21 protein-coding genes and 3 tRNA genes are annotated in these 23851 nt (G+C 38.4%); 12 read left to right on the forward strand and 12 right to left on the reverse strand.

The genetic code is table 11. The annotated features are described in order from the left end of the window. Positions 1-103: 103 nt before the first annotated feature. A complete protein-coding gene (locus H6731_06495; GenBank protein USN49926.1) occupies positions 104-1234 on the reverse strand; it encodes an alkane 1-monooxygenase in 1131 nt (376 codons plus the stop codon). A gap of 256 nt (positions 1235-1490) precedes the next feature. Here H6731_06495 and H6731_06500 point away from each other — a divergent pair, with 256 nt between their 5' ends. Genes H6731_06500 through H6731_06510 form a run of 3 tightly spaced genes read left to right on the forward strand, consistent with a single transcriptional unit; the run spans position 1491 to position 7029 of the window. After that, positions 1491-5198 carry a hypothetical protein gene (locus H6731_06500; GenBank protein ID USN49927.1) on the forward strand — a complete coding sequence of 1236 codons (3708 nt, stop codon included), beginning with the start codon at positions 1491-1493 and terminating at the stop codon, positions 5196-5198. After that, positions 5195-5710 carry a hypothetical protein gene (locus H6731_06505; protein ID USN49928.1) on the forward strand — a complete coding sequence of 172 codons (516 nt, stop codon included), beginning with the start codon at positions 5195-5197 and terminating at the stop codon, positions 5708-5710. The genes H6731_06500 and H6731_06505 overlap by 4 nt, the downstream gene beginning before the upstream one ends. Positions 5711-5751: 41 nt before the next feature. Further along, a complete protein-coding gene (locus tag H6731_06510) occupies positions 5752-7029 on the forward strand; it encodes a DUF4010 domain-containing protein (GenBank protein USN49929.1) in 1278 nt (425 codons plus the stop codon). Positions 7030-7032: 3 nt separating this feature from the next. On the opposite strand, the gene H6731_06515 is transcribed toward H6731_06510, so the two are convergent. Then, a complete protein-coding gene (locus H6731_06515; protein USN49930.1) occupies positions 7033-7572 on the reverse strand; it encodes a septation protein IspZ in 540 nt (179 codons plus the stop codon). A gap of 156 nt (positions 7573-7728) precedes the next feature. On the opposite strand from H6731_06515, the gene H6731_06520 reads away from it, so the two are divergent. The 3 genes from H6731_06520 (at position 7729) to H6731_06530 (ending at position 10206) form a co-directional block, all read left to right on the forward strand. Further along, positions 7729-7965, forward strand: a complete 237-nt coding sequence (locus tag H6731_06520; GenBank protein ID USN49931.1) for a hypothetical protein — start codon at positions 7729-7731, stop codon at positions 7963-7965. Positions 7966-8094: 129 nt separating this feature from the next. Continuing rightward, on the forward strand, positions 8095-9282 hold the full coding sequence (locus tag H6731_06525) for an acetyl-CoA C-acyltransferase (protein ID USN51951.1): 1188 nt from the start codon (positions 8095-8097) through the stop codon (positions 9280-9282). 12 nt (positions 9283-9294) lie between these two features. Beyond that, complete coding sequence (locus H6731_06530) at positions 9295-10206, forward strand: 3-hydroxyacyl-CoA dehydrogenase family protein (protein USN49932.1); 912 nt, start codon at positions 9295-9297, stop codon at positions 10204-10206. Here the strand turns inward: H6731_06530 and H6731_06535 are convergent. Beyond that, the gene (locus H6731_06535) at positions 10159-11082 is read right to left on the reverse strand and encodes an MBL fold metallo-hydrolase (protein USN49933.1); all 924 of its coding nucleotides are present in this window, start codon (positions 11080-11082) and stop codon (positions 10159-10161) included. The genes H6731_06530 and H6731_06535 overlap by 48 nt on opposite strands. Positions 11083-11094: 12 nt before the next feature. Beyond that, the gene (locus H6731_06540) at positions 11095-11952 is read right to left on the reverse strand and encodes a fatty acid desaturase (GenBank protein USN49934.1); all 858 of its coding nucleotides are present in this window, start codon (positions 11950-11952) and stop codon (positions 11095-11097) included. 176 nt (positions 11953-12128) lie between these two features. Between H6731_06540 and H6731_06545 the strand changes: the two genes are divergently transcribed. Both H6731_06545 and H6731_06550 read left to right on the forward strand, forming a co-directional pair. Beyond that, the gene (locus H6731_06545) at positions 12129-12533 is read left to right on the forward strand and encodes a hypothetical protein (protein USN49935.1); all 405 of its coding nucleotides are present in this window, start codon (positions 12129-12131) and stop codon (positions 12531-12533) included. Between the two features lie 416 nt (positions 12534-12949). After that, entirely contained in the window at positions 12950-15589 is a 2640-nt protein-coding gene (locus tag H6731_06550) for a DUF11 domain-containing protein (GenBank protein ID USN49936.1), read from the forward strand. A gap of 71 nt (positions 15590-15660) precedes the next feature. Here the strand turns inward: H6731_06550 and H6731_06555 are convergent, their stop codons facing one another. The 5 genes from H6731_06555 to H6731_06575 form a co-directional block, all read right to left on the reverse strand. Next, on the reverse strand, positions 15661-16236 hold the full coding sequence (locus tag H6731_06555; protein ID USN49937.1) for a hypothetical protein: 576 nt from the start codon (positions 16234-16236) through the stop codon (positions 15661-15663). Positions 16237-16696: 460 nt separating this feature from the next. Then, the gene (locus H6731_06560) at positions 16697-17272 is read right to left on the reverse strand and encodes an ankyrin repeat domain-containing protein (protein ID USN49938.1); all 576 of its coding nucleotides are present in this window, start codon (positions 17270-17272) and stop codon (positions 16697-16699) included. A 100-nt stretch (positions 17273-17372) separates the two neighbouring features. Further along, complete coding sequence (locus H6731_06565) at positions 17373-17582, reverse strand: hypothetical protein (GenBank protein ID USN49939.1); 210 nt, start codon at positions 17580-17582, stop codon at positions 17373-17375. Then, positions 17555-17631 (reverse strand) — tRNA-Arg (locus tag H6731_06570). The genes H6731_06565 and H6731_06570 overlap by 28 nt, the downstream gene beginning before the upstream one ends. Before the next feature lie 30 nt (positions 17632-17661). Next, a tRNA-His gene (locus H6731_06575) sits at positions 17662-17738 on the reverse strand. Positions 17739-17821: 83 nt separating this feature from the next. On the opposite strand from H6731_06575, the gene ttcA reads away from it, so the two are divergent. After that, complete coding sequence (ttcA, locus tag H6731_06580) at positions 17822-18673, forward strand: tRNA 2-thiocytidine(32) synthetase TtcA (protein USN49940.1); 852 nt, start codon at positions 17822-17824, stop codon at positions 18671-18673. 296 nt (positions 18674-18969) lie between these two features. On the opposite strand, the gene H6731_06585 is transcribed toward ttcA, so the two are convergent. After that, positions 18970-19167, reverse strand: a complete 198-nt coding sequence (locus H6731_06585) for a hypothetical protein (GenBank protein ID USN49941.1) — start codon at positions 19165-19167, stop codon at positions 18970-18972. A 154-nt stretch (positions 19168-19321) separates the two neighbouring features. After that, a complete protein-coding gene (locus H6731_06590) occupies positions 19322-19804 on the reverse strand; it encodes a hypothetical protein (protein ID USN49942.1) in 483 nt (160 codons plus the stop codon). Between the two features lie 236 nt (positions 19805-20040). On the opposite strand from H6731_06590, the gene uppP reads away from it, so the two are divergent. Next, on the forward strand, positions 20041-20856 hold the full coding sequence (gene uppP, locus H6731_06595) for an undecaprenyl-diphosphatase UppP (protein USN49943.1): 816 nt from the start codon (positions 20041-20043) through the stop codon (positions 20854-20856). A gap of 225 nt (positions 20857-21081) precedes the next feature. Here uppP and H6731_06600 read toward each other — a convergent pair. Continuing rightward, positions 21082-21168: transfer RNA gene (locus H6731_06600), tRNA-Leu, on the reverse strand. Between the two features lie 125 nt (positions 21169-21293). On the opposite strand from H6731_06600, the gene H6731_06605 reads away from it, so the two are divergent. Further along, positions 21294-22544, forward strand: a complete 1251-nt coding sequence (locus H6731_06605; GenBank protein ID USN49944.1) for a hypothetical protein — start codon at positions 21294-21296, stop codon at positions 22542-22544. Positions 22545-22546: 2 nt separating this feature from the next. Further along, positions 22547-23848 carry a hypothetical protein gene (locus tag H6731_06610; GenBank protein ID USN49945.1) on the forward strand — a complete coding sequence of 434 codons (1302 nt, stop codon included), beginning with the start codon at positions 22547-22549 and terminating at the stop codon, positions 23846-23848. The last annotated feature ends 3 nt before the right edge of the window (positions 23849-23851 follow it).

Consider the following 23851-nt stretch of genomic DNA (forward strand, 5'->3'; position numbering starts at 1 on the left):
ATAGAGATTGTGTATAGCGGTAGTGAAAAATTTTTATCCCAGCGATAAAAAGCAAAATTTATTATCACTATCCGCTATTTTTATGGAATAGAAGTTGAGTAAATCAGATGCACTTTTTGGTTGATCGTACATAAGATGTGGCTAAAGGGTCCATGATCCTTTTCCACAATGGTGGAATGAGGGCTATAAGAATCATAGTGGCATATCCAAAAGGAAGTTGAGGGCTATCATCGAAATGGCGTAAGACCTGATAACGACGCTTTGGGTAGGCATGATGATCGGAGTGGCGTTGAAGTTGAAAGAGTAAAAGATTGGTGAATAAAAAACTTGAATTCCAAGAGTGGCGATGGCTTACCGGTTCATATTTACCATTTTTTAGAAGTTTTCTTTCCAGACCATAGTGTTCAACATAATTGATTATTTCAAGAAATATGATTGCGCATAGACTTTGTCCTAGAAAAAATAGTACTCCCATTGTTCCAAAAAAAATTCCCGTACATACAATCCAAAAAATGCTCAACAAACTCCACCAAATCAGTTCATTTTGCCAATGCCAAGCACTGCGTCCTTTTTTATTGAGCCATTTTTTCTCCAGCGTGAATCCTGCAAGTGTGTTGTGTTTTAAAGCCTGAGCCAAGAATGAATAAAGTGATTGGTGTAAGCGAGCAGAAGAGTGATCGTTTGGAGTTGAAACATGTACATGATGTCCTCTAATATGTTCGACTTTAAAGGTGGCAAAACATACCAGGCTCAAAAGAAGGCCTGAAAAAAATGGTTCTATTTTATTGGTTTTATGCATCAATTCATGAGCGACATTGATGGTAAAAACGCTAGCGAATACTCCCATAGAAAGAAGCCAACCCAACTGGCCAAAAAAATTCAAATTTACTTTGGTAAAAGTATAAAGAGCCAAAACAAGCAAGCTCGCATAAAAAGGGAAACTCAGCCATGTGAGTATGCGATAGTAATATTCTTTCTCAATATTTGGGACGTCTCTGAGTTCATCTGGATTATAGGTATCCTGCCCGAATTGTAAGTCGAGAATAGGCACAATGACAAACACAAAAAATAAAGGAAAATAGCTGCTAAGATTTGGATAATCTGTGCTGTGCATCAACCACATGGTTAATAATGGCACGAGAGCCAGGAGAGGAACGCATAGATATCCATATTTCTTTACAATGAAAATTTTAGCCAATCTTTGGTTTTGCTCAATGATCAATGTCTTTGACATATCGAATCTCCATTAGGACGTGCCCGTCATTTTAGTCAATTTTCCTTTGAGACATGAAAAAAATTTGCTGTGCAACAAATTAAATCTCTTGATGAGCTGATTTTAATCCTAGTGGATAAAACATGTAGTATTAGGAAAAATTTATTAGTTTAAAAATTTTGAAGCTAAAAAATGCAAAAAAATATTAAAAAGCACCCCTAAAAATATCCAACCGAAAAATAATTCGAACCATAGAAATATGGTGTGGGTAATTATTATGAATACAGAAAAAAAATTTTTTATTGGAAAAAATTCTGAATTATTTTTTATTTCAATTTTTATTATCTGCACGATGTTTTCTAGCTCTTTGATATCAACATTACCAATGGTCAATGAGCTAGAAGGGCTTGGGCACTTAGACCATGATTATTCACAACGCTCGGACAATAGGAAACATCATCGTACTTTGCATGAGCAGGATAAAAAAGCTTATGGCGATGAATTAAAGCGTGCAAAAAAAATTTTTACCAAACTTGATAAGCTCTACAAAAAAACAAAGGTTAAAATCCAAAAAATAAATGACAAACATGAGCTTGGACCAGAATTGGTGAGCAATCTTTACTTGTTTTTGAGCGGTACAAGTGATGTTGATACGATTAAAGAAATTATTAAAAAAGATTGTAAAATAAATTTAAAAAACAAAGAGATTAAAAGAATCACCAGTATCAATAATATAAATTTAGTAAACGCTCTTAGAGAGCTTTATAAAATGAAAATTATTGATGAGGTGAAGCTTTATGAATTAATTTTAAGTACAGCTCCCATGACATGGCCAGAGATTTTAAAATTATTTGATTTGGGGGCTTCGAAAACCCAGAGTGGATTTTTAGTTCAGTTAAAGACTGGAGAAAAATTTGGTGATCCGATAGAACTTTTTGAAGAATTTCATACAATCGCCAATGAAATTACTATTGTTGATAGTGAGAGAGAAAATAATTCTGAAAGTCTTTTGTTTCATTCGCTTTCCCCAGATACTGAAAGAAGTTTACGTGACTTGAGTCCTAGGGCTTTGGATATAGTTTCAGATGCGCGAGTCATTAGCGAGATTAGAAGACACTTTGTATTTTTGTCGAGCTTAAATGTTCCCATAAGTTTTCGACCAGGCACGACAGATTTCCGTCTCAATGCTCTCACTACATCTGCTCCAGTGGTAAATCCTGTCAATTCAAATGCTATTGTTTGGGCTTCATTGAGAAATCTTAATGCTGTGTTTTCTTCTAATCATTATTTTGCCAATCACAATACATCATTAACCAATTCCGTCATGATTGCGCCTTTTGCTGCAACCTATTGGGGATCATATAATTGGACAGCAGGTGGAGTTGGCTGGTGGCTCAGTTATACAACTCGTTATCTCGGTGCAGGAGCAAGCTATACCGCTAATTTTTCCAATGGGACTTTTTGGTCGCACGGCGCGCCTACCTATTTGATGATAGGAGGCATGATCTCAGGGTGGAGAAATAATTTATCTGCAGGTATTTCACTCATGACGATGATGAGTAGCACGATAGGTGCAGGAGCAAGTATCTGGGGAACTCTCACACGTGATCATGATGTTAATTATCAGGGGATATATCCGCTCGACGGGCGCTTTGCTGAAATTAGAGGAAAACACAAAATTGAAATTGATGATCGAAAGGGTGTCTCTGGAAAAGTTGCTGTTGCTGTAAATTTTTCGAATCTTAAAGTTCCAATTTTAGTAGCTTTTAGGGCAGGGCCGGAGTTTACTTCACGAAGAATTTATAGAACGCATGTCGATCTTCCTGATGCTCAGCGAATGCTTACGGAATCGGAAATTCCTGGAGTGCTGTTTCTTTTGGGAAAACAAATTAAAGAAAGTAAAATACCTAAATTTGACGATCCGCGAAATTTAAACGTCGGAGATGAGTTTATTGAGACAAAGACTGGGAAATTATCAGGTGCATTTGTGGCGGGTTTGCAGTCACAGATCCCGATAGGGGCTGTTCGTTTTGGGGCAACGATCGATCTTACAGCTGAATTTGAGTTAGCCTTAAGGCGATTGCCCGCAAATAAATTTGAAGTGAGTATAAAACCTAAGCGTATCTATGAAATAGGTATTATCAGCAGCGCTCTTAATACCTTGGGAGTGGGATACATCGATTCGATGTCAATTTACAAAAAGCAGAGTTTTATCTTTGATTTTGATAATCCTGATTCGGTTGTTGCCTATTATGATCTTGTCGAAAATGGGCGTTTGCCATCTCCTCATGAAATTCAAATTTACTCGGAAAACAGAGGACCAGAATATCTTTTGAGTGAATTTAGATATCAAAATGAACAGCTGAAAAATCGAGGTGTGGCACTTAGTTTTGTTGAACATGTAGAGGTATCCTCACAAAAATTATCTGCTGGTTTTAATTCACGCTTACTCAAAGGAGTAATGGAGGCTGTTTCTATTGCACATAAGAAACTTAGGCCGACTCACGATAGGTTGAATCTACAATTTGCAGGCATTGATTGGCAGTATATGCAAGCGGATGCAGCAAGCACATCAAGCGATGGTATCATTGCAATAAGCAATTTTACCTCTGCCTTTAGAAAAAGCGTTGGTCAAGGTTTTAGCGGAAGGTTCAATAGGGATCTCTATCTTTCACATCGAAGAATTTATACTATCGATGATTCAAAAATGAATTTCAGTGTAAATAAATGGCAGTTTGATAGTTTGCTGATTCATGGGCAATTTGAGGATAATCTTATTACTGACGATCAAGAGAATGATATCGTACGCGAAATTAACGATCTTTTTGGTACCGCTATAGGCTCTTTTGAGGCAAAGGATTCACGACAAATTCGCAAAGTTAATATTGAACGTGAACTTAGTGTCGCTCACTTAGAGCTTTTATCTCAAGATGAATGCAGGGAAAGAATTTATGTTGCAAGCCAAGTAAGCGGTATCCCTCAAATAGAAATTTATTATTTGTTAGAGACTATTCGAGGAAAGCACCCAGATAAACAAGCTTTGATACTTAAGCAATTTATACAAGTGCAGTCTGGGTTGAATGGCTTTGCTGCAATCCATCAGCTTTTAGGAGCAAAGCCAGAAGATCTCGTTATTCGCGCAGAAAGTGGATATGCAAATACGATCGATCAAGCCAAAAAATTTATTATCACTCATACCAAAGAGTATAACGAAGAAAATGAGCCCATTGCTTTACTCAACCCTATGAAGAGTGCTCATACCTTGAGACAATGGAAAAACAAAAGGGCTACTAAAAAATTCTATGATCAGTCAAGAAATAATTTGCGGAATATCGATCAGCAATTGCGTCTGCTTTATGACGATAAATATCTTTTGGATGAGAATAGCGATTTGGTGCATATCTACGGAAAAGAAAGAGTAGACAAAATAATCGAAAAGGGATTTCGGCAGGATAAAAGTGAAACAAAATTATTGCTCGTTTCTGCCAGAAAAACGATCAAAAATATGCTTGATTTAGAAAATCAAGGCTACTCTGAGCAAGAACGTAAATCGATCTATAAAATGGCTGGCAGGAGACATCTATCGCTTGAAGCGTTGGTCGATAAACTAATGCTCAAGTATGAAAATATGAGTTTAGCTGAAGAGAAAAAAAATAAAAGAATAAAAAAACGCTTTGAAAAATCAATCGATCTTATCGAAAAAATTAATGATCGAATTAATCGAGTGAGCGAAGATCACGTGATGATTGCTATGGATAAAGATTATGTAGAAAATTTTATTGATCAGCTTAAAAATATGAAGAAAAAACTCATCTCTATTATTGATCTTAGAGGGTTTGAACATCAAGTTGTTGTTGGTATTAAAAGTGTACTTGATAAGGAAGTTTATGAGCATTACGAAACAATAATTCTGCTTTATGAAATAGATAATATAAACGAAGTTCTACCAGCGGGTGAATTGAAAGATAATGAGGTTGCTCTATGAATTATCGATTTTTTCTCTTAGCGATATTTATGTGTGCGAATTGTGTTTTGGCAAAGCATGATCATTTCAGTGAAAAACAAATTGGCGAGTATTATGAGTTTGATATAGAGGGAAATAATTATGACCAAATTAGAAGGCGTATTAGCTTTCACTCTAAGCAAGTTATTAAAGCTCCATTTAAAGCGACGCGCTTTTGTTTTAGAACTACCAAAGATTTCATCAAGGGCATGGCCCATGACATAGAACTATTTTTGAGTGATTCGCACAGCATAGATGGTAATCAAAATAATCTCCATCATGCATTGAAAAGCTGGTCAGAAGATTCTGAGATTGAAGCTTATGTGCTTGATGAACCTCATGTCAGTGGCACAAATTGCATTATAGCTCTACCTCATGCAGCTTTGAAATTATTGAAGAATACCCTGTATGCTGTTGGCATACGTCTTCCACGAGCAACATGGCGAACCGTCAAGAGTTTTGCTTCTGGGGTATCTGATTGTGCTAGGATTTAGGTGTCACCTCATACCAGCATTGTTAAGCTTGTGGGGAAAAAATGTTGGTCAAGCTTTCACCATATCTTATTGCAATACTTATCGGATTGTTAATTGGAATTGAACGAGAACGCCAATCTATCCATGGCACCAAGAGTATGGGTGTTCGGACATTTTTGCTGTTGTCTATTCTTGGAGCTATCGCGGGAGGAATTGATCAGCCTTTGATAGCCTTGGCTTTAGTTATTTTTTTGGCTGCTGCTGTATTGATCAACTATATGTTGAGCGCTCGTCAACAAAGTGAAAAATCAAGTAGGCCTGCAGGCATTACCACTGAAATTGCTGCGCTGGCTACATTTTGTTTGGGCTATTTTTCCCACATAGAGCCGATTTTATGTTTGCTTGTAGGCGTAACAATGGTGTTGATTTTACACAACAAAACCGCTCTACATAGTTTTATCAGAAGATATTTACGTCCTGATGAAATTCAGGCTGCAGCAGTTTTGATACTGTTATCAGTGGGAGTCATTCCTCTGATTCCTAACCGTACTATTGATCCCTTGCATATCTTTAATCCATTTAAGCTTGCCTTGCTTATAGCCATGATTGCAGGAATTCAGTTTATTGGTTATGTGATTTCACGAATCTTTGGAGAAAAAATAGGGCTTCCCTTAGCTGGTTTTTTGGCAGGAAATATTTCATCAACAGCAGCTTTTGCCTCCTATCCTCGCCTTGCACGAATAACACCAGAAAATTACATGAGCATTGCATCGGCAGCTCTCTTTGCCATTACAGCCATGTTGTTTCAGGTATTTGTACTGGTGGCTCCAATTTCTCTGCCGCTTTTAGCAGCACTTATCATTCCATTAGGAATAATTCTGCTTGTGTGTATAAGCGTTGGTATAATTTTGGTGCGTAAACAAAAGTCAGATTTGGCACGAGTTACACATTCAAATCCTTTGAATTTAAGAAGTGCAATAAAAATTGGCACACTGCTTACGGCACTTATTTTTATTGTTGATTTAAGTGAACGTTTTTTGGGAGATTTTTTTACTACACTCGTAAGTTTTTTTGCGGCTCTTTTTGAGTTGCATGGAGTTGTCATTGGTAACGCCAATATGGTAGCCAATAAAAATGTCAGCATTATCGCTGCTACCAACACAATTATTCTAGCCGTTACAGCAACCATGGTATCAAAAATAGCTCTAACTGCTTTCTTGGCGCAAGGCCGTTACCGCAAGCTCATGCTGGTAATTTTAGGAGGGCTTTTGCTTTTGACTTTGGGCGTAGTGCTTTTGGTAAAACTAGTTCCTGCTGTGAGCCTTAAGTTAATCACTTAATTCTTAAAGCCGCGCACTAAGAATGCATAGTGCCATCATAAGATAGAAGCCAATACCGCGAATCAAAAGCCACCACCAATTATTTAATCGGAAAGCTGCGTATGCTACCAAAACCGCATGAATCAATATTCCGATGCCAAGATTAAGTGAAAGCTGAGATAACAAGCCGCGCATATTTTGGTGAGCAAAAGCATACATAATTTCTTTAGGAAATTGTTCACCGTATTTATCCAGAAATAATGGCAAGAGAGGTTTATTTAAGTACTGCAGAACCAATATCACGACAGAGAATATGAGACCAAAAATTACTGGCTGAAGTTTTATATAAATAGGCTTTTGGGATTTGAGAGACCAAAATCCAAAAGCAAGCACCAAGACAAGGGAGGCGATGCTGAGAGCATCAAGACTGCCAAACACAAAGATACTGTAGCCTGCCTCAAGAAAGGCTAATATTATAGCCGCAATGAGACCTGATTTTAGTCCCAAAAAGTTGTCGATAATCACGAATGCCACAAGCGGCAAAAGTCCAAATAATAGGTTCATACTCATCTGCCAATATCTAAATTATTTTGAGCGAGCTATCAATAGCAAGCGCTTGGCTAAGCTTAATTCAATTTTTAAGAAAGCCGTTGAAATTTGAATTGGCAGGGCATAACTGTACTAATTTCTTCAAAAGATTTATGATGTAAGGTGCTGTATATGAAGAAAAAAAACAAACAGCCTCAAAATGAGATCGAACAAGATATAATCGATACTAAAAAGAATCTTTCACTGACCAAATATGTTTTGTTTCTGGCGTTTATTTTTGGAGGTGGAGCTTTATTTTGGGGAATAAAGGTTGCTTTAATAACCTTCGTTATTTTGTTCACACTGTGGGGGGTAAGCACCTACATTGCATTTATGCATTATCACGCGGCCTTAAAACGAAAAGAATAAAAAAACTCAATCCTAAAGTTTTTAATTCAATTTACAAGCAAAACAATTTTTTATTAGTTTTGTTTTGTTAAGACTTTGTTACCTTAACGGCAAAGGAGCTTTATCGTGAAGCTTCCAAAAACTCCTGTAATTCTCGGTTTTGCACGTACACCTATCGGAAAATATGCAGGAATCCTTAGAGATTGTCGACCTGACGATTTGCTCTCATTGGTTTTTAAAAAGGCCGTACAAAGAGCTGGAGTCGAAATAAAAGATGTAGAGGAATTGAGTGCAGGCTGTGCCAATCAAGCGGGCGAAGACAATCGTAATGTTGCTCGGATGGCTCAGCTCTTGGCTGGATTTGAGGTTAATGCGAGTGCTGTGACAATCAACAGGCTCTGCGCTTCTGGGCTTGATGCCGTAGCAGATGCGGCACGAAAAATTGCTTTGAATGAAAATCAAGTCATGATTGCGGGCGGTGTTGAGAGCATGTCGCGTGCGCCTTACGTTATGGCTAAAGCTTCGGCAGCTTTTAAAATCGGAATACCGGAAATCTATGATTCATCTTTGGGCTGGCGTTTCTTCAATGAAAAAATGCGTGAGATAACTCCCCCTGAATCTAATGGGCTCACAGCCGAGCGCTTAGCGCAACAATATGACATCAGCCGTGTGCGTCAGGATCAATTTGCTTTGTGGAGCCATCAAAAAGCGATCGAATCGCAACACTCGGGATTTTTTAAAAATGAAATTGTTGATGTAGTTATCAAAAACAAAAAAAATGAAAGCTCCATCATAGATCAAGATGAAGGTCCTCGCAGCGATACAAGTCTCGATAGACTAGCGCAGCTCAAAGCAGCATTTAAAGAAGGAGGATCGGTGACGGCAGGGAACAGTTCATCCCTTAATGATGGAGCAGCAGCACTGCTGATTTCTTCGATCGACTATGCAAAAGCTCATGGACTAAAGCCATTGGCAAGAATTTTAGGTTTTCAATCATGTGGAGTTGCACCGACTACCATGGGAATCGGTCCAGTTCCGGCTACCATAAAATTGCTCGATCGACTTGGAATGAAGCTGAGCGATTTTGACGCGATAGAAATAAATGAAGCTTTCGCAGCTCAAGTGCTCAGTGTTGTAGATTTACTCAAGATCAATGAAGCCAAAGTCAATCCTCATGGAGGCGCGATTGCCTTAGGCCACCCTTTAGGGTGTTCGGGAGCAAGGATTTTAATTACGCTTCTGAACCATCTGCATAAAAGCAAAAAGAAATTAGGTTTAGCAACTCTTTGCGTTGGAGTGGGGCAGGGAGTTAGCATGGCCATTGAGGCACTTTCATAAGAAGGACATAGAATGAATCATTTTACTAGAGCAGGCGTAGTTGGGGCTGGTACAATGGGGCGTGGCATCGCCTATGTGTTGGCTCAAGCTGGAATAGACGTATGTTTGATCGATAATGATCCTTTTGCCCTTGAAAATGGCTTAAACGCTATTGATCGCCTTTTGGAAACAAGCATTGAAAAACAAAAAATAAATAATTTCGAGGCTGAAGCTATAAGTGATTGCATTTCCCAATCTAGAGATCTTGAAGCGCTTGCAGGTTGTGACCTGATGATCGAGGCTGTGAGCGAAGATATCAAGATTAAGCGCCACATATTTTCTATTGCAGATAGACTTATCAGCGAAGAAGGATTGCTTGCGTCTAATACTTCAAGTCTATCCATTAGCGATATTGCAAGTGCAACATTGAATAAAGAACGAGTTTTGGGGCTGCATTTTTTTAATCCTGCTCACATCATGAAATTATTAGAAATTGTTGTGCACGCTGATAATAGTCTTGATGCTGTTGAGCTTGCTAAAGAACTCGCTCTTTCCTTGCGCAAAGAATGTATCGTAGTTAATGACAGTCCGGGTTTTGCAACATCGCGTTTGGGAATTAGTTTCTGTCTCGAAGCTATACGCATGCTTGAACAAGGAGTCGCCGGAGTAGAAGAACTAGACCGGGCTATGAAGCTCGGTTATGGTCACCCTATGGGGCCTTTGATGCTTTCTGATTGGGTCGGGCTCGATGTGAGATTAGCGATAAGCGAGCATCTCTATCGTTCCCTCGATTCTCACGTGTTTGAACCACCAAATCTGTTGAGGCGAATGGTTCGAGTTGGATTTTTAGGTAAAAAATCTGGCACGGGATTTTATGAATGGGACGGCAGTCGCCACTTAGGTGTATCGCAATCGCTCATTGATCTCTTTCAAGGGATTCAATAAGATTTTTTCTTTACTTGTATAGGTATGCATGCTTAGTTTCCAACGGTAGTTTTCCTGTAATGCAAGATTATTTTCTTTAAGCCAGTAAAGGCCCGATTCTACCGATAGCTGGGCAAAAAACATCAATCTATCTTCAATTTTTCTTTGGTAGATAGTGTTGGTAATATCGCTTGCATCGATGAGCTGTTGGCTGTTTTCAAGTACGCGATAGATTTGTTCTATGCGCTCTAAACGATGTTTAATGGCATTGAGCAAAAAAAAATGTGGTTGTTCTACGATAGCTTCACCATGAGCAGGAATTATAGTTTTTATTGGCAGTGAAGCTATGCGCTCAAGATGAAAAAGATATAATTTAAGTGAACCGCTATTGGGAGGAATCAAAATAGTTCCGCGACTTGTGATCATATCCCCAGCAATGAGGCAACCATCGCTCCGATCAAAAAATACCACATGGCTTTCTGCATGGCCCGGAGTATAAATTACCTCTAGAGAATTTTTTTCATCTAGGGCTAAATGCTCACCTTCTTCTACCGTGCGGTCTACAGAAAAATCAACTTTGCCGCATAAAAATTTATGTGCCAGGATGGGACTTTTAAAGTTAGAGCTTAAAAGGGATACAGCTCCGATATGGTCACTATGATGATGGCTAAGAAGAATTCCTAACATCTTTTGCTTTTTATTTAAGCGCATCTGAATATGTCGAATTAAAAATTCCTGATGATGGGGATCTTTGGTAGCAGGATCAATAACCCAAAAATTATTTTTTCCATACAAGATTGTATTGGTAGTCGTGTAAGGAGGTACTGTTTCTGTGGCTAAGGACAGTATTTCAAAATTTTCACTCTGAACAATGCGTGGTTCATCTACGATGCCCATGAATTCTCCTTACTACGAATTATGTTTTTTTATTTCATAAAAGAAGTGAGTGAGCGAATAAAAAACAGGGGTTTTATTTTTTTCTATTAAGTAAGCGTATTCATTGAAGGCCTGCCCATAACGATAAAACGGAATGCGCGGCCAAAGATGATGAATAATATGAAGGCTATGGCCCATACTGATAATGTAAATAATTTTCCCAAAGATTATGTTGGTGTTTTTGTATCTATCCTGTGTGCTATGAGGGGCATGAGGTAGATAGTCAAGGAAAAATGCTAGAGCTGAATTTGCCAATAGTGAAGGTATAACCCATCCAAAAAATATAATTTTGTAAGAAAAAATAGAAGCTAAGAAAATAATAAGCAAAATAAGAAAAATAAAATTTGCTACGGTGGGCAAAAATAATTTTTTGGCAAAAGATTTTTTACTGGTGAAGAAATAAACATAGTAGTGAGGGATTATCGTTAGACAGCGCCAAAAAACAGACCAAAAATTTTTTCCTTTAACCCATGCGTCAGGATCTTCAGCACTATCATTAGTGTGAGCATGATGACTTAAATGAAGAAAGCCAAAACATCTAAAAGGGCCGAGCAGCATTGTTCCAGAGAGATGGCCAACTAGGTTTTCTATCCACTGCAGATGTTTAAATGAGCCTCTGATATTGTTATGCACTGCTTCGTGCAGAGGTGTGAAAGCTACATAACATAAAATAAAATTGGTGATTGATGAGAACCACAGGGGGATAAGGCCAAGGTAGCATAGGCTTATGCTGGCTATTAGAGAAATGGCCAAGCTCAGCGCTAATATCAAAGTGGGCCAAGCGAATGATCCCGCATATTTTTTGCTAGCAATTTGGTCGATACCTTTCATAGTTACTATTCCTCGATTTTTTATGAGAAGTGCCACAAAAACATTCAAAGGCTTTGGTTATATCCAAAAGAAAAAATAATTTAAAAGCGTGGCACTTATTTGACATCATGAGCTTATCCAAAACAAGCAATTTTCAGAAATAAACATCATACGATTAAAGTATGAGGTTAACAAAAATGATTAAATCATTGGGATTAATGCTGCTTTTAAGCATGGGAGCATTTTCATGGGTGCCTGAAATCGAAGGCTTTCAAGCTTTAAGTGTAGAAAGCTTAAACTGTCGCATTGAAGGTCATGAAACTTGGAAAATGATGAAATATAACCCGGGTAGTGGCGAGATGGCTTTTTATGATGCTAACAATAAGGATCTTTCTGACCATTGGGATGCTTTTTATTTTTATAAAGATAAGAAAACTAACAGAGTATGGATTGTCTATCATGACGGTGGATATCCCGATGAGGTAGCTGGTGATGCTTATATCGATGAAGACATGAGCGGAAAATTATTGACCACAGATTCCATGGGAACAAGGCTTACAGACTGTGAGATGTCATCACAAATTTATGCTGACATTTCCTAAACACTTTGGTTGTGTCCAGAAAATGTTGAAAGGCTTCTTAATAAATTTTTTCACTAAGTCCTCGCGTGCGCTGCGGAATCGTTCAAAAATTTATTAAGAAGCCTTTCAACATTTTCTGGACACAACCAAAATTTCAAGAAGCCTAAAGGCGATTATGAGCTTGTTTCATTATGGGCCTTCAGAAGGGGCTTAATTTCACTGTTTATATCTGCGTTTTAATCCTAACCTGAGCCTATGTAAGTTTATCAGTGTTGGTAGTTGTTTTTTGACTAAGTTATTGTTTTATTTTGATCTCTAAAATTTGAAAAACAAAATGTATTTTTACATATGTTAATTAATTTAATATTTGAGTGAAAAGTATTTTTTGAATATTTCTTGTGAATTAAGAAAGCAAAAAATAATTATCAGGGGGGACAATGTTTTTATCACTCATATTATTTCGCAGGACTAAGCTTGTTAATTTAATTTTTTTGCTAAGTATACTACACGGCACATTTGCTTTTTCAGAAGCTGTAATTGAAGTTATCAAACGTGGTCAACCTCAACTTCCTATTGCAGGAGAAGTTTTCAGTTATTCCTTTACCCTTAGAAATATCGGAGATGAAATAGCGGAAAATTTGCTGTTTTCAGATACGCTTCCTGCTGGTTTTCATTATCAACAGAGTGAAACTCCATGTAGTGTAACCTCAACAAATCCTGATGTGGTTGAATGCAGAGCTGCTGGAAATGCATTTACTGCTCCTCAATATCAGTTGGCCGTAGGGGAAATAGTTACATTTGAGCTCTTGGTTTCGATAGAGCCGCAAATAATCGGCGTAGTAAGCAATCAAGCCACGGTGACTTTGGATAATGCAACGTATTCAGTAAATAGTTTTCCTGATGACATCACGGTTCAATCTGTCAGTGATTTAAAAGTTCAAAAATTCGCATCGAAAATTCGTGCCAAAGCGGGGCAGCAATTTGATTATCTTATGGTTGTGGAAAATAACGGTCCATCTACGGCATTTCATCCGGTAATACGGGACACATTGTTCATGCAGACAGTATCTAATGCCCAGTGGGTGAGGGCTAATGGATGTAGTTTATCTGTTCGAGACTGCGGAGGATTAACACAAGAGTTTCAATGTAACTTTGCTCTCGCAACGGGAGTTTTTGATCTTGCCACTATAGGTGCAACAACACTTCATCCGACCGGTTATTACGATTGCGATGGAGATTTACCAGGGGATCCTGGCTATGAACCTACGGTTAATGGCAGAATTGTGATGACTATAAATTTGCAGGCATACGAAGATGGCGCGTTAAATAATATTGTAGAAGTTTTTGCAGGCGATAATATTTCTACAGATCCTAATCCAGAGAATAATATAGCAACTACAGTAACTCCTTTTGATGCTTCATCGGATTTGCAAGTTACTAAAATAATTTCTTCAGACCCAGGTCAGCCTTGGATTGCTGGAGCATCGCAGGTGATCTATCAGGTAACGGTAACAAATTTGGGCATCAGCCGAGCCGAAAATGTAGTGCTAAAAGATTTTTTACCAAAAGGTGTAAGTATCGTTGATATTTCTGTTTTGAATGGTGACACAGGAAGCTGCTTGTCTGGAACTCCTGGTAATCCAGAGGATCCCATTTTATGTAAACTAGGTACGCTGACTCCAACAGGTCATCCAGAAGAAGGCGAGGGCGATACTGCAACTAAAACGGTAGAAATTACTATCAATGTTGATTCTGATTTTCCGATTGATGCAAAGACATGTGGATCAATTCTTAATAACAGTGCCTGGGCTTCCAGCGATTCTATGGATTTGGATAATAGCAACAATGCTGCATTTATTTCTGCTTTGGTAGAAGGCTCAACTGCGGATTTAAAGGTCACTAAGTTTCAAACCTCATCTCAAGAAAAAGCAGGAGATGCACTGACTTATAAAATCTTGGTACAAAATTTGGGCCCCTGTACCGCACGTATGGTGACACTGAGCGATACCGGAATTGCCGATGGAAATTTTACTATCGAAAGTCTTAACAGCGATCGAGCGATGAGTTGCAGTCCAATGGCTCCACTTAATACGGAAATCCAAGATTTTTATTTTGCATGCACGCTCGATCAACCTTTAGAACCCGTACCTCAAGCTCCTGGCGGTGGAGCGTGGACCCTCACCATGGAAATAAATGCTGATGATGGAATTACGCTGACCAATGATGCAACACTAACGCACATGGGAATTGATCCTGATCTAAAAAATAATGAAGTGCTCATTTCTGGTGATGTGGGAGCTTTAGCAGATCTTGCGGTTATTAAGCAAGCGGAAGGTGAAACAGATAATATACCTGGTTATGATACCAACTGGTTGGCAACGCAGCCTCTGCCTCACGATGTAAAGGCGGGTTTAAATCTCAGGTATACGCTTACGGTAACTAACAATGGACCATCGGCGGCAGTAAATGTTTTGTTGGTTGATAGATTGCCAGATCTACTTTCTTTTGTAAGTGCTCCTCAAAGCACACCAGCAGGCGTTAACTGTGCAATCGCAGAGATTGAAAACAAAGTGACGTGCGGTATTGGCACACTTCTTTCTGAAGAAAGTGTAGCAATTACTTTTATTATGAAAGTCAGCGAAGATGCACAGAACTTATCGATCCTAAGGAATGAAGCGGTGGTTTCTTCCGATACCATGGATCTCAACAACGAAAATAATTATTCGACTTCTCTGTCTCGTCTGATTGGAGGGCGCACTAACAATCACAATCGTGGCAACCAAGCAAATGCTCATGCATATGTTGATCTTCCGCCACCTCTTGTGCCCATAGTGCCAGCTCCAGCAGTTGTGGCAGCTGCTGAAAAAGCTCCATCTTCTGAAGCGGCTCGCGGTGCTCTTGACTTAAAGCAAAATGGTTTAGCTGAGTCAGCCGAGAAAGGGCTAGATAGCAAATCGGCATTGCAGGCCTCTGGATGTTCTACAACCAAGGGAAATGCATTAAATCTATGGATGGTGCTTTTGTTGATGGGATTAGCTAAATATCTAAATCTACGATGCAAAAAATTATTTCTTTGATGCTTTAGCATAATATCTATAAATAAAAGGCCAGCAAAGAATGCTGGTCTTGTTTATTTTATAGTTATTAATTAAGTGTCAAGAATTGGATTTTCTTTCAAAAAAGATTTTCTGTAGATATCTACGCTCCAGCAGTGTTTATAAGTCTTTTTAGATGGCAGAAAACAACATGTTTTAGACAACTCTTTTTGTTCTCCCAAAGCTTCTTTTTCTTCTGAGCTCAGAGGTATTTTTTGAATTTTTAGCGTGTGAAATTTGGGAATCTTTACTGCTTCGCTCGTATAGTTTGGGTTGTCGGGTTTTATGGTTACGAATTTTTTTGCATCTTCTTTTATCTTGATCGATGTAGAGGAACTGCAGTTTTTATAAACAAATATATAGGTGGCTTCCTCATCTTGTTCTTGTACTAAATTGCCCTGGTCATTTTGGTATGAAACGAGTGGAGGATAAAATCTAAATACAAAGCCTGGCTCGTAGCTAGTTTCTCTAAATTTTTTTTGTTTGATGTTTTCAATGAATTCATAGCCTTCATTGATTAAATCCTGATCTAATAAATTAAGTTTGCTATGAGATGAACTTGAATTATCCGCGTTAAGAATACAGACGCACATAAAGTTTAAGAGAAAAAGTATGGCGAATTTGAGCATAATGTCCTCACTAAGGTATTTTTAGATTGACAAAAAGAAGGATTTTTCATTGATCCTTAAGAATCTATAGCGGTTCGTTTAACCATCTCTTATCTGTTTTTATTTAATATTTGTTGTTTAAATAAATTATTGGGCTGTATAGCCTTGACTTGGATGAATATTTTTTTGACTACTAAGAGCAGCCGCTTGCTTCTACTAATTTTTTATATTCATTTAACAATTGCAAATATTTTGCTAACACGGCTTAACAACGCCATCTTGATTTTAAAAATATAGCCTCTAAGCGAGGCAATAAAATCTTAAAATAATCTTAGAAAAAATCTAAGCCGAAATTCCAAGTGCCAATCCCTCAGGAAAATTATGCTTGGTCTGATGTTGATAAAAATTAAAAACATCATGCTGAGTTTATAATCTTCAACATGATGTTGTAAACGCTTTATTGATTTAGAAAAAGTACTGTTTAGTAAGGAGTCGCTCCATTGGCAAGGAGCAGAGCTACAATAGCATAAAAATTGTTGGCGGTAGCGAGGTGAAGAGGTGTGTTTCCTTCATTATCAGCAGCGTTGATATTCGCACCGAAATTTATGAAGAGTTCCACTTGATCAAAAGAGCCATTCTCTGCAGCATAGTGAACCGGAGAGCGGCCATCAACATTTCTTGCGTTTATGTTTGAACCAGCATAGAGCAACATACTGCTGATATAGAAATTATTTATTTTTGCAGACATGTGAAGAGCGATATTCCCATCGTTATCGATGATTGAGGCATTAGCTCCATACATGAGCAACAGTTCAACTACAGCGATATGTCCATGAACGCTTGCAAAATGAAGCGGCGTTTGTCCATCAAGATTAATAGCATTGATGTCAGCACCATTATTTAGAAGCAATTCGACCATTGGAAGATTGCCATTTGCTGCAGCCAAATGGAGTACAGTGTTTCCATCAAACAAGGAGTTTGTCTCTAAATTTTCGTGATAGGAATACGCAAAAAGGTGGAAGAAGATTACTGCCAATAAAATATGAATGGCTCTCATGATGATACCCTTGTTGGTGATTTTATCATGTGAAGTGTAGTTTTATTTTTATATAATTATCAAATTTTAATATTCTTATTTTTCTAGTTTTGCTATGTTTTTAAGATTTATCTGAACCAATTCGCAATCTAATATCTTTTAACTTTGTTGTATAAAGCTTGAGGTTAAAAGACTCGCTCATTTTTCTAAAAAGCGGAATGCCAGCACCAAGGGCGATAGGTATGAGATTGATGGTAATTTCCATCAACATCTCATGAAAAATTATGTAGCAAGAAAAACGATTGGCGCGCCCGGAAGGATTCGAACCCACGACCCCCGGAACCGAAGTCCGGTGCTCTATCCAACTGAGCTACGGACGCATAGTGATAAAAGATCAAGTGATAAAAAAATGGGGTGAGTGAAGGGATTTGAACCCTCGACCCCCAGGGCCACAACCTGGTGCTCTAACCAGCTGAGCTACACCCACCATTGACTGGGCATAAAAATGTCTTATGTCAAAAGCGTCAATAGGGATACCTAAAACATTTGTAAGATTGGAATAGAATAATTATGAACGAAAGAGCTCCAAATGAGCGCCACTGGGCCGGTTTTGCTGTGAGTCAACAAACAAGTTTACGACGTAAAAGACTTATGCGCACCATGCTCAACACGGTTGTTGATTACCAATTGATCGAAGAAAATGATCACATCATGGTTGCTATTTCAGGTGGCAAGGACAGTTATACTCTGCTTGACCTGCTGCTTTCAGCTCAGGCCCGAGCACCTTTTTCCTTTAAAGTTACTGCGGTGCATGTTGATCAAGTGCAGCCAGGTTATGATGGAAAACCGCTGGAAAATTGGCTTATGGAACATAACATCGATCACGAGATCATCAGAGAAGATACCTACAGCGTTGTTAAAGAAAAAACTAAACCGGGGGGGACGTATTGCTCGCTGTGCTCCCGTATGCGCAGGGGAGTGCTTTATAAAGTGGCCAGCCGAATCAAAGCTAACAAAATAGCTTTGGGCCATCACCGTGATGATGCGATTGAAACATTGCTGCTGAATTTGATCTATGCGGGAAAACTTCAAGCGATGCCTCCCAAATACCGCACCGATGATGGACAATTCTTTGTCATTCGTCCGCTGATCGAAGTAGCTGAAAGAGACATTATCTCTTATGCCAAACAAAAAGAATTCCCCATTTTACCTTGCAACCTGTGTGGATCACAAGAAGGTCTTAAGCGTAAGCGCATGAAAGAATTGCTTGATAGTTTAGAGCAAGAGAAGTCCGATGTTCGTTCGGTCATGTTGCATGCCATAAAAAATGTAAAAGCAAGCCACTTGCTTGATCCTCGTTATTTGGATGGAGAGAAAATATTTGATGAACGAGCATCAAAACGACTAAAGGTAATTGGATAGAAGCGCGTAAAAAAAAATGAGCTAGCGGTGGGGGGCACTAATACTAGTGCGCTTTTGATTGCGGATAGTATTGCAAGAGACAAGAAATAGTAATTATCAGTATGTCGTAATATTATTTTTAATTCGATTGATAATGAGTAATAAAGGGGTGAAATGGTGCGCGCTGGGATTTTTTAGTAAGTCTGATTTTTTTCTTGTTTTATTTTATAAAAAACGTTGAAGAGTAAAAACACTCTTCAACGCCCGACAGCAAAATAAAGCCTAAAAATAAAAGTAGTTAAGCCCCCCTAAAACTTTTATTTGTGCAAGCCTATTTTTTTGTCTTTTTCATCAGTATCGCACGCTCTTATTTGGCGTTTAGAGTGTTTGTCTTGCTCTAAACAAGAACAGCTTTCACCCACTACCATCTCGCTCCTACTCATCATGGTATTATTCTCTTTTTTTGGACTATCGGATGTTTGGCACGCCGCTGTTAGAAATGAGATTGCTAACATAAAAAAACGTTTGATAATCTGATAAAAAAAATGTTTGCATTTTTCACACTATCACCCTTTATAGCTATCTATTATTATCCTTTTATTATTGGCTAAATAAATAATTTTTTATGGTGAATTATTGGTTGAAAAATATCCTTAACCGTAAATTAGCTTAGAGATTTATTTGGCAGCTCAAAGGAAGATCGCTGATGTGGGCTTCGATATTTTGTTCGGGAAATGCATCAATTCCTTTACTGTAGCTCAACTCCCTTATGCTTATGGCATTCATGCGTTTGCTCAAAGTAAGTTCGAAGCGTGTGTAATGAAGAATTCTTGTGATTATATCGCTGTGTGCAGAGATGGTGATGCTCTGTTCGCCGCGCAATCGATTATTAAAGCTGCTTTTCATGGTGACGTGAGAAGAAGAGCCATAACCATAAGGCGTGCCAATATTCAGGTTGATTACTTCACCATTCGCAGCATGATACATAAAAGTAGCCGCGTTATTGATAAGGTCCAGACCAATTTCTACTCTTGCCTTAGAGGCTTCGGTGGGATCGCTACAGTAAATAGTTGTGCTAAAATTGTGTGATGCCTGTGCGCTGTGCAAACAAAAGATGAGCGATAACACACTTGCCGAAAGTATTTTAGACATAAAATCTCCTATGAACCGTTGATGAGTGATATCAATCAGCTAGGATGTTTGGATTTATGTCTATGGATTTTAATTAAGTTTTATTTTTACTGTTTTAATCGGAGGGATTATTAGTTTTCAATAGGTAATATTAAACCGGTTTTTAACAAAAGCTAAAACAGTTGATGGTTGGCACTTAGTAACTTTTTGATTATGAATATTTTTGTGAGAGATTTTTTGGGTGGAGAATAGTTTGTATGACATTGCTGCAGGCACTACTTTTAGGAATTGTTCAAGGATTGACTGAATATGTTCCCGTATCTTCCAGTGCGCATCTTGTCTTGGTGCCTAATATTTTAGGGTGGCAGTTTTGTGAAAAAGAGTCTTTCATCTTTGATGTCCTTGTACAGCTCGGTACTTTATTTGGAGTAATGATATTTTTTGCTCCCGTCATTCGTCGAGTAGTTGTGGGGGTTATTGCTGGTCTTGTAGCTAAAGATCCGTGGTCAAATTCTGATTCGCGCATGGGGTGGTTGGTAGTGATCGCAACCATGCCTGCTGCATTGATCGGTATTTTGTTCAAAGATAGTATTTCAGGCTATTTTTCTTCGCCATTAGCAGCATGTTATTGTTTGATATTTACAGGCTTTGCTATGATGCTTGCCGAAAAATTCGCCAAAAAGTTTGAACGCAACATGAATCAGATAGATGCGCTCTCTATTGGTTTTGCTCAAACACTTGCTTTATTACCAGGGGTGAGCCGCTCAGGTTCGACCATCGCTGCTGGGATAGCGCGAGGATTTTCCCGTACTGACGCTGCCCGTTTTTCATTTTTAATGTCGATACCGGTAATGTTGGGGGCTTCTTTAGTTGCGTCTATAGAGCTTTTTAAAGATGCCGAACTTGTTGCTCGTATGGCAATGCCCTTATTGGTGGGTTTTATATCGGCGGCGATCAGTGGTTATATCGTTATAAAGTGGTTTATGAAATTTCTTGGCACCCATCGCCTGATATGGTTTTCATTTTATTGTATAAGCATTGGTCTTTTGGGTATTAAGTTTTTTGGAGCATAGAGAAATTTTATGACAATAAAAAAAGGCAAATGTCCTCTAAACTTTTTATGGAATGGGCAAGGTATTGGTCTTTATCTGATGAGAACGAGCATAGCGCTAGCATTTATGGCAATATTTTTTTCAATGGTTTTAGGGCATTTTTATTTTTCAGAGAAAAAACTTGTTTTTATAGTACTCGCGGGCTCGTGGGGAGTTGGCAAAATACTGAGTGTGATAAAAAAATGCTGGTGCCCAGAAGAGGACTCGAACCTCCACGAAGAAAACCTCACTAAGACCTGAACCTAGCGCGTCTACCAATTCCGCCATCTGGGCTATTAATCTCTTTAGTATCTAATCAACTGTATGAGCTTGGTCAAGCCCTGTAGAAGCCAACTTGACGGTAGTGTACTTAGGATGCATTGTTCATTTCGAAAAAGGCATCTTGGAGTTTAAAAATTTTGTCAAAAAGAAAAGTTTTATCATATGCCATTAAATTAATTGCTTTGTTTTCATGGGTTGGCTGTACTTCTGCCCCGGTCAAAGTACCCCCCCCTGATCATAGCGTACCTTTTCCCCTGCATATGGCGCTTGAAGGTGATGCGTTGTTGGTAGTTGGAGCAAATACCGACGATCATTTTAGCGATGGAAAATTGGTTGTTATTGATACGACGGCTGTTGATCGAGTGATTAAAAGTGGTGTCCCTAAGAATCCTATTGCTTGGAATTCTGTCGTGACATCGAATGTTCTCATTCCATCGGCATCAAGTATGATCGCGCTTGATAGTAATACTGTTACCTTTGCCAGTGATAGCAGTAGCAGGTTGTATAGATTTTCCATTCGTTCGGGAGTGCTTTCATGTGAGAACGCTCAAAAATCCATTGTAGATTGTAAAGATACGCAATCGCTCTCATTAAAACAAAGCGAACCTGGATATCTTCAACTTATAGCCACCAATAATAATGAAAAAAATCTTTTAATTTCGTATCGAACTTCAAGCCAAATAGAGCTGATTTCTTTGGGAACAAAGATGAAGCATGTTCGGTCTTTTAATTTTGTCGACACGCTTAAATCTAAAAATATAAAAATTTCTGCAGACGAAATTATTGTCACTAAAAAAATTCAAGTAGAAAAAAACAACGAAAAATCATTAGTGTATTTCTTGCTTGAACGTCAGTTCAAAGAAGACAAGAGTCAACCTCAGGGAATTTATTTGCTCTCTATCAATCTTTCAGATTTATTGAATAATGAAAAAATTTCTCCATCGCGTGTCAATTTTTGGGATTTCAAAGATAAATTTTTCATCGATAGCGCTCATGATATGCATATCGATGAAGCTGAGCAGTCAGTCTATATTCTTGCCGAAAAACCTGAGAGCATATTTAAATTCAGTCTGAAATCAAAAACACTGCTTGATACAACTTCTGTCTGTGAATCGGCAACTTCCATGAGTGTTTCGAAGGAGCAAAACCGTATTTTTATACCGTGTTATAAAGATAGTCGCATCGCATCGTTTACCAAATCTCCATTATCGCTTGATGTGGTTTCTGAGATTCATGGTCAAGGTCCGGCTAAAGCGGTGCTCGATGAAAAAAAGAAATTGATTTATGTTTCATTTTTCGATGATGGTACCTTAGGAATTTTTGATTTTAATCTAAAGTATCTCGGAAAAGTTTTTTCAACTACAAGCCCTGATGGCATAGGCCTTTAACTATGAAAATTGTGGCTCATTTTTATATTCTACTTTTTGTTTTTTTGACGGGCTGTGCTGATAAGGGAGCCTATCTCAGTGGCCATATTCGCAGAGCCTCAGATGCTATCATGACAAATTGCGATCCCTACAATCAAGGGGTGGAGCACAGCTGTATTGTTTATTCCGCATCATTCAGAGGAAAGCTGCTTATCTACGATGCTACTACCGAGTCAACTGTATTTGCTCCTAACTATTTTCCTTTGGCTGTCAAAGTTGGATCTTCGAGCAATAATCTTGCTGTAGTGAAAAGCCCAAATAAAAAATTTCCTTATTTTTTTGTGCTCGATCGAGCGAGACCTGGGCTTTTTATTGTAAGAACTTTTCCTAGTTCAGACGGGAAAACCCAAAGTTTTTCAACTCCTCACTTTGTTCAACTGAAGAAAAAGTATTACAAGATGGCAGCTTTTGAGCATGGTACTATGGCTGTTGTACTTTTGAGTGATCCAAATGAAAGCAGCATCGATATCATTGCCTTTGATAAAGTGACGGGGCAAGCAAAAGGTCAAATCCAAAAAATTGCTGTTGGAGTTAAGCCAAGCCATATAGAAATCGATGAAAATGCTTCAAAAGCAGTTATTTCCGATGAAGATTCGCAAAATATTGCGGTTGTTAATCTTGCAAACATCGATCGCGTTTTAGGTGGCAGTCAACAAACACAAATAAATATGCTCAATGTGGGAATGATGACCGATAGAATTTTTCTATCTAGCCGTGACTTTGGTTTTGGAAAAAAGATTTATTTGATTGCAATCAATGCTATTAAAGATGAAATAGCTTTGGCAAATATCTCTGATATGAAAGTGGAAACACGTTTTCAACTAAAAGAATACCCAGAAGCGATATATTTTCCTGACAGTAAGAGTGAAAGCTGCTGTGGAGGGAAAAAAAATTGGCTAGCAGTGGCAGGGGTCAATGGGAGTCTCTATTACTTAGCTGTAAATAAAGAAGGCGGTAGTCTTAGTTTGAAGCAAGAGTCAGAAGTTGTTGATTTGAAATCCAAACACAATATGTTTTTAAGCTTTTTGCAGATAGGAAAAATTATTGGTGGTACCGTAATTCAGGATAGCTCAATCGATAAAAAGACCCACTGTCCAAATAATCGCAGAATGTTCATCGTTTCTCATTATGGAAGCGATAAGCCAAGTTTAATAGAACGTGACAGGCGGACATCCTTTCAACCCTTATCTGTCGAAGTGGAAGGACAAGGAGAGGGATGTGAAGGATCCAATAGCTTTGCCAGGCTTGGTTTTAAGCAAGAATAGTTG

The organism is Myxococcales bacterium, assembly GCA_023898405.1.
GTDB lineage: Bacteria > Myxococcota > UBA727 > UBA727 > JABDBI01.

What these genes read in the sequence shown, in the direction of transcription:
- H6731_06515 (USN49930.1), bottom strand. Translation starts at nt 7,572, where the DNA reads ATGAACCTATTATTTGGACTTTTGCCGCTTGTGGCATTCGTGATTATC.
- H6731_06500 (USN49927.1), top strand. Translation starts at nt 1,491, where the DNA reads ATGAATACAGAAAAAAAATTTTTTATTGGAAAAAATTCTGAATTATTT.
- H6731_06610 (USN49945.1), top strand. Translation starts at nt 22,547, where the DNA reads ATGAAAATTGTGGCTCATTTTTATATTCTACTTTTTGTTTTTTTGACG.
- H6731_06495 (USN49926.1), bottom strand. Translation starts at nt 1,234, where the DNA reads ATGTCAAAGACATTGATCATTGAGCAAAACCAAAGATTGGCTAAAATT.
- H6731_06530 (USN49932.1), top strand. Translation starts at nt 9,295, where the DNA reads ATGAATCATTTTACTAGAGCAGGCGTAGTTGGGGCTGGTACAATGGGG.
- H6731_06590 (USN49942.1), bottom strand. Translation starts at nt 19,804, where the DNA reads ATGTCTAAAATACTTTCGGCAAGTGTGTTATCGCTCATCTTTTGTTTG.
- H6731_06560 (USN49938.1), bottom strand. Translation starts at nt 17,272, where the DNA reads ATGAGAGCCATTCATATTTTATTGGCAGTAATCTTCTTCCACCTTTTT.
- H6731_06545 (USN49935.1), top strand. Translation starts at nt 12,129, where the DNA reads ATGATTAAATCATTGGGATTAATGCTGCTTTTAAGCATGGGAGCATTT.
- ttcA (USN49940.1), top strand. Translation starts at nt 17,822, where the DNA reads ATGAACGAAAGAGCTCCAAATGAGCGCCACTGGGCCGGTTTTGCTGTG.
- H6731_06520 (USN49931.1), top strand. Translation starts at nt 7,729, where the DNA reads ATGAAGAAAAAAAACAAACAGCCTCAAAATGAGATCGAACAAGATATA.
- H6731_06510 (USN49929.1), top strand. Translation starts at nt 5,752, where the DNA reads ATGTTGGTCAAGCTTTCACCATATCTTATTGCAATACTTATCGGATTG.
- H6731_06505 (USN49928.1), top strand. Translation starts at nt 5,195, where the DNA reads ATGAATTATCGATTTTTTCTCTTAGCGATATTTATGTGTGCGAATTGT.
- H6731_06540 (USN49934.1), bottom strand. Translation starts at nt 11,952, where the DNA reads ATGAAAGGTATCGACCAAATTGCTAGCAAAAAATATGCGGGATCATTC.
- H6731_06550 (USN49936.1), top strand. Translation starts at nt 12,950, where the DNA reads ATGTTTTTATCACTCATATTATTTCGCAGGACTAAGCTTGTTAATTTA.
- H6731_06555 (USN49937.1), bottom strand. Translation starts at nt 16,236, where the DNA reads ATGCTCAAATTCGCCATACTTTTTCTCTTAAACTTTATGTGCGTCTGT.
- uppP (USN49943.1), top strand. Translation starts at nt 20,041, where the DNA reads ATGACATTGCTGCAGGCACTACTTTTAGGAATTGTTCAAGGATTGACT.
- H6731_06585 (USN49941.1), bottom strand. Translation starts at nt 19,167, where the DNA reads ATGTTAGCAATCTCATTTCTAACAGCGGCGTGCCAAACATCCGATAGT.
- H6731_06535 (USN49933.1), bottom strand. Translation starts at nt 11,082, where the DNA reads ATGGGCATCGTAGATGAACCACGCATTGTTCAGAGTGAAAATTTTGAA.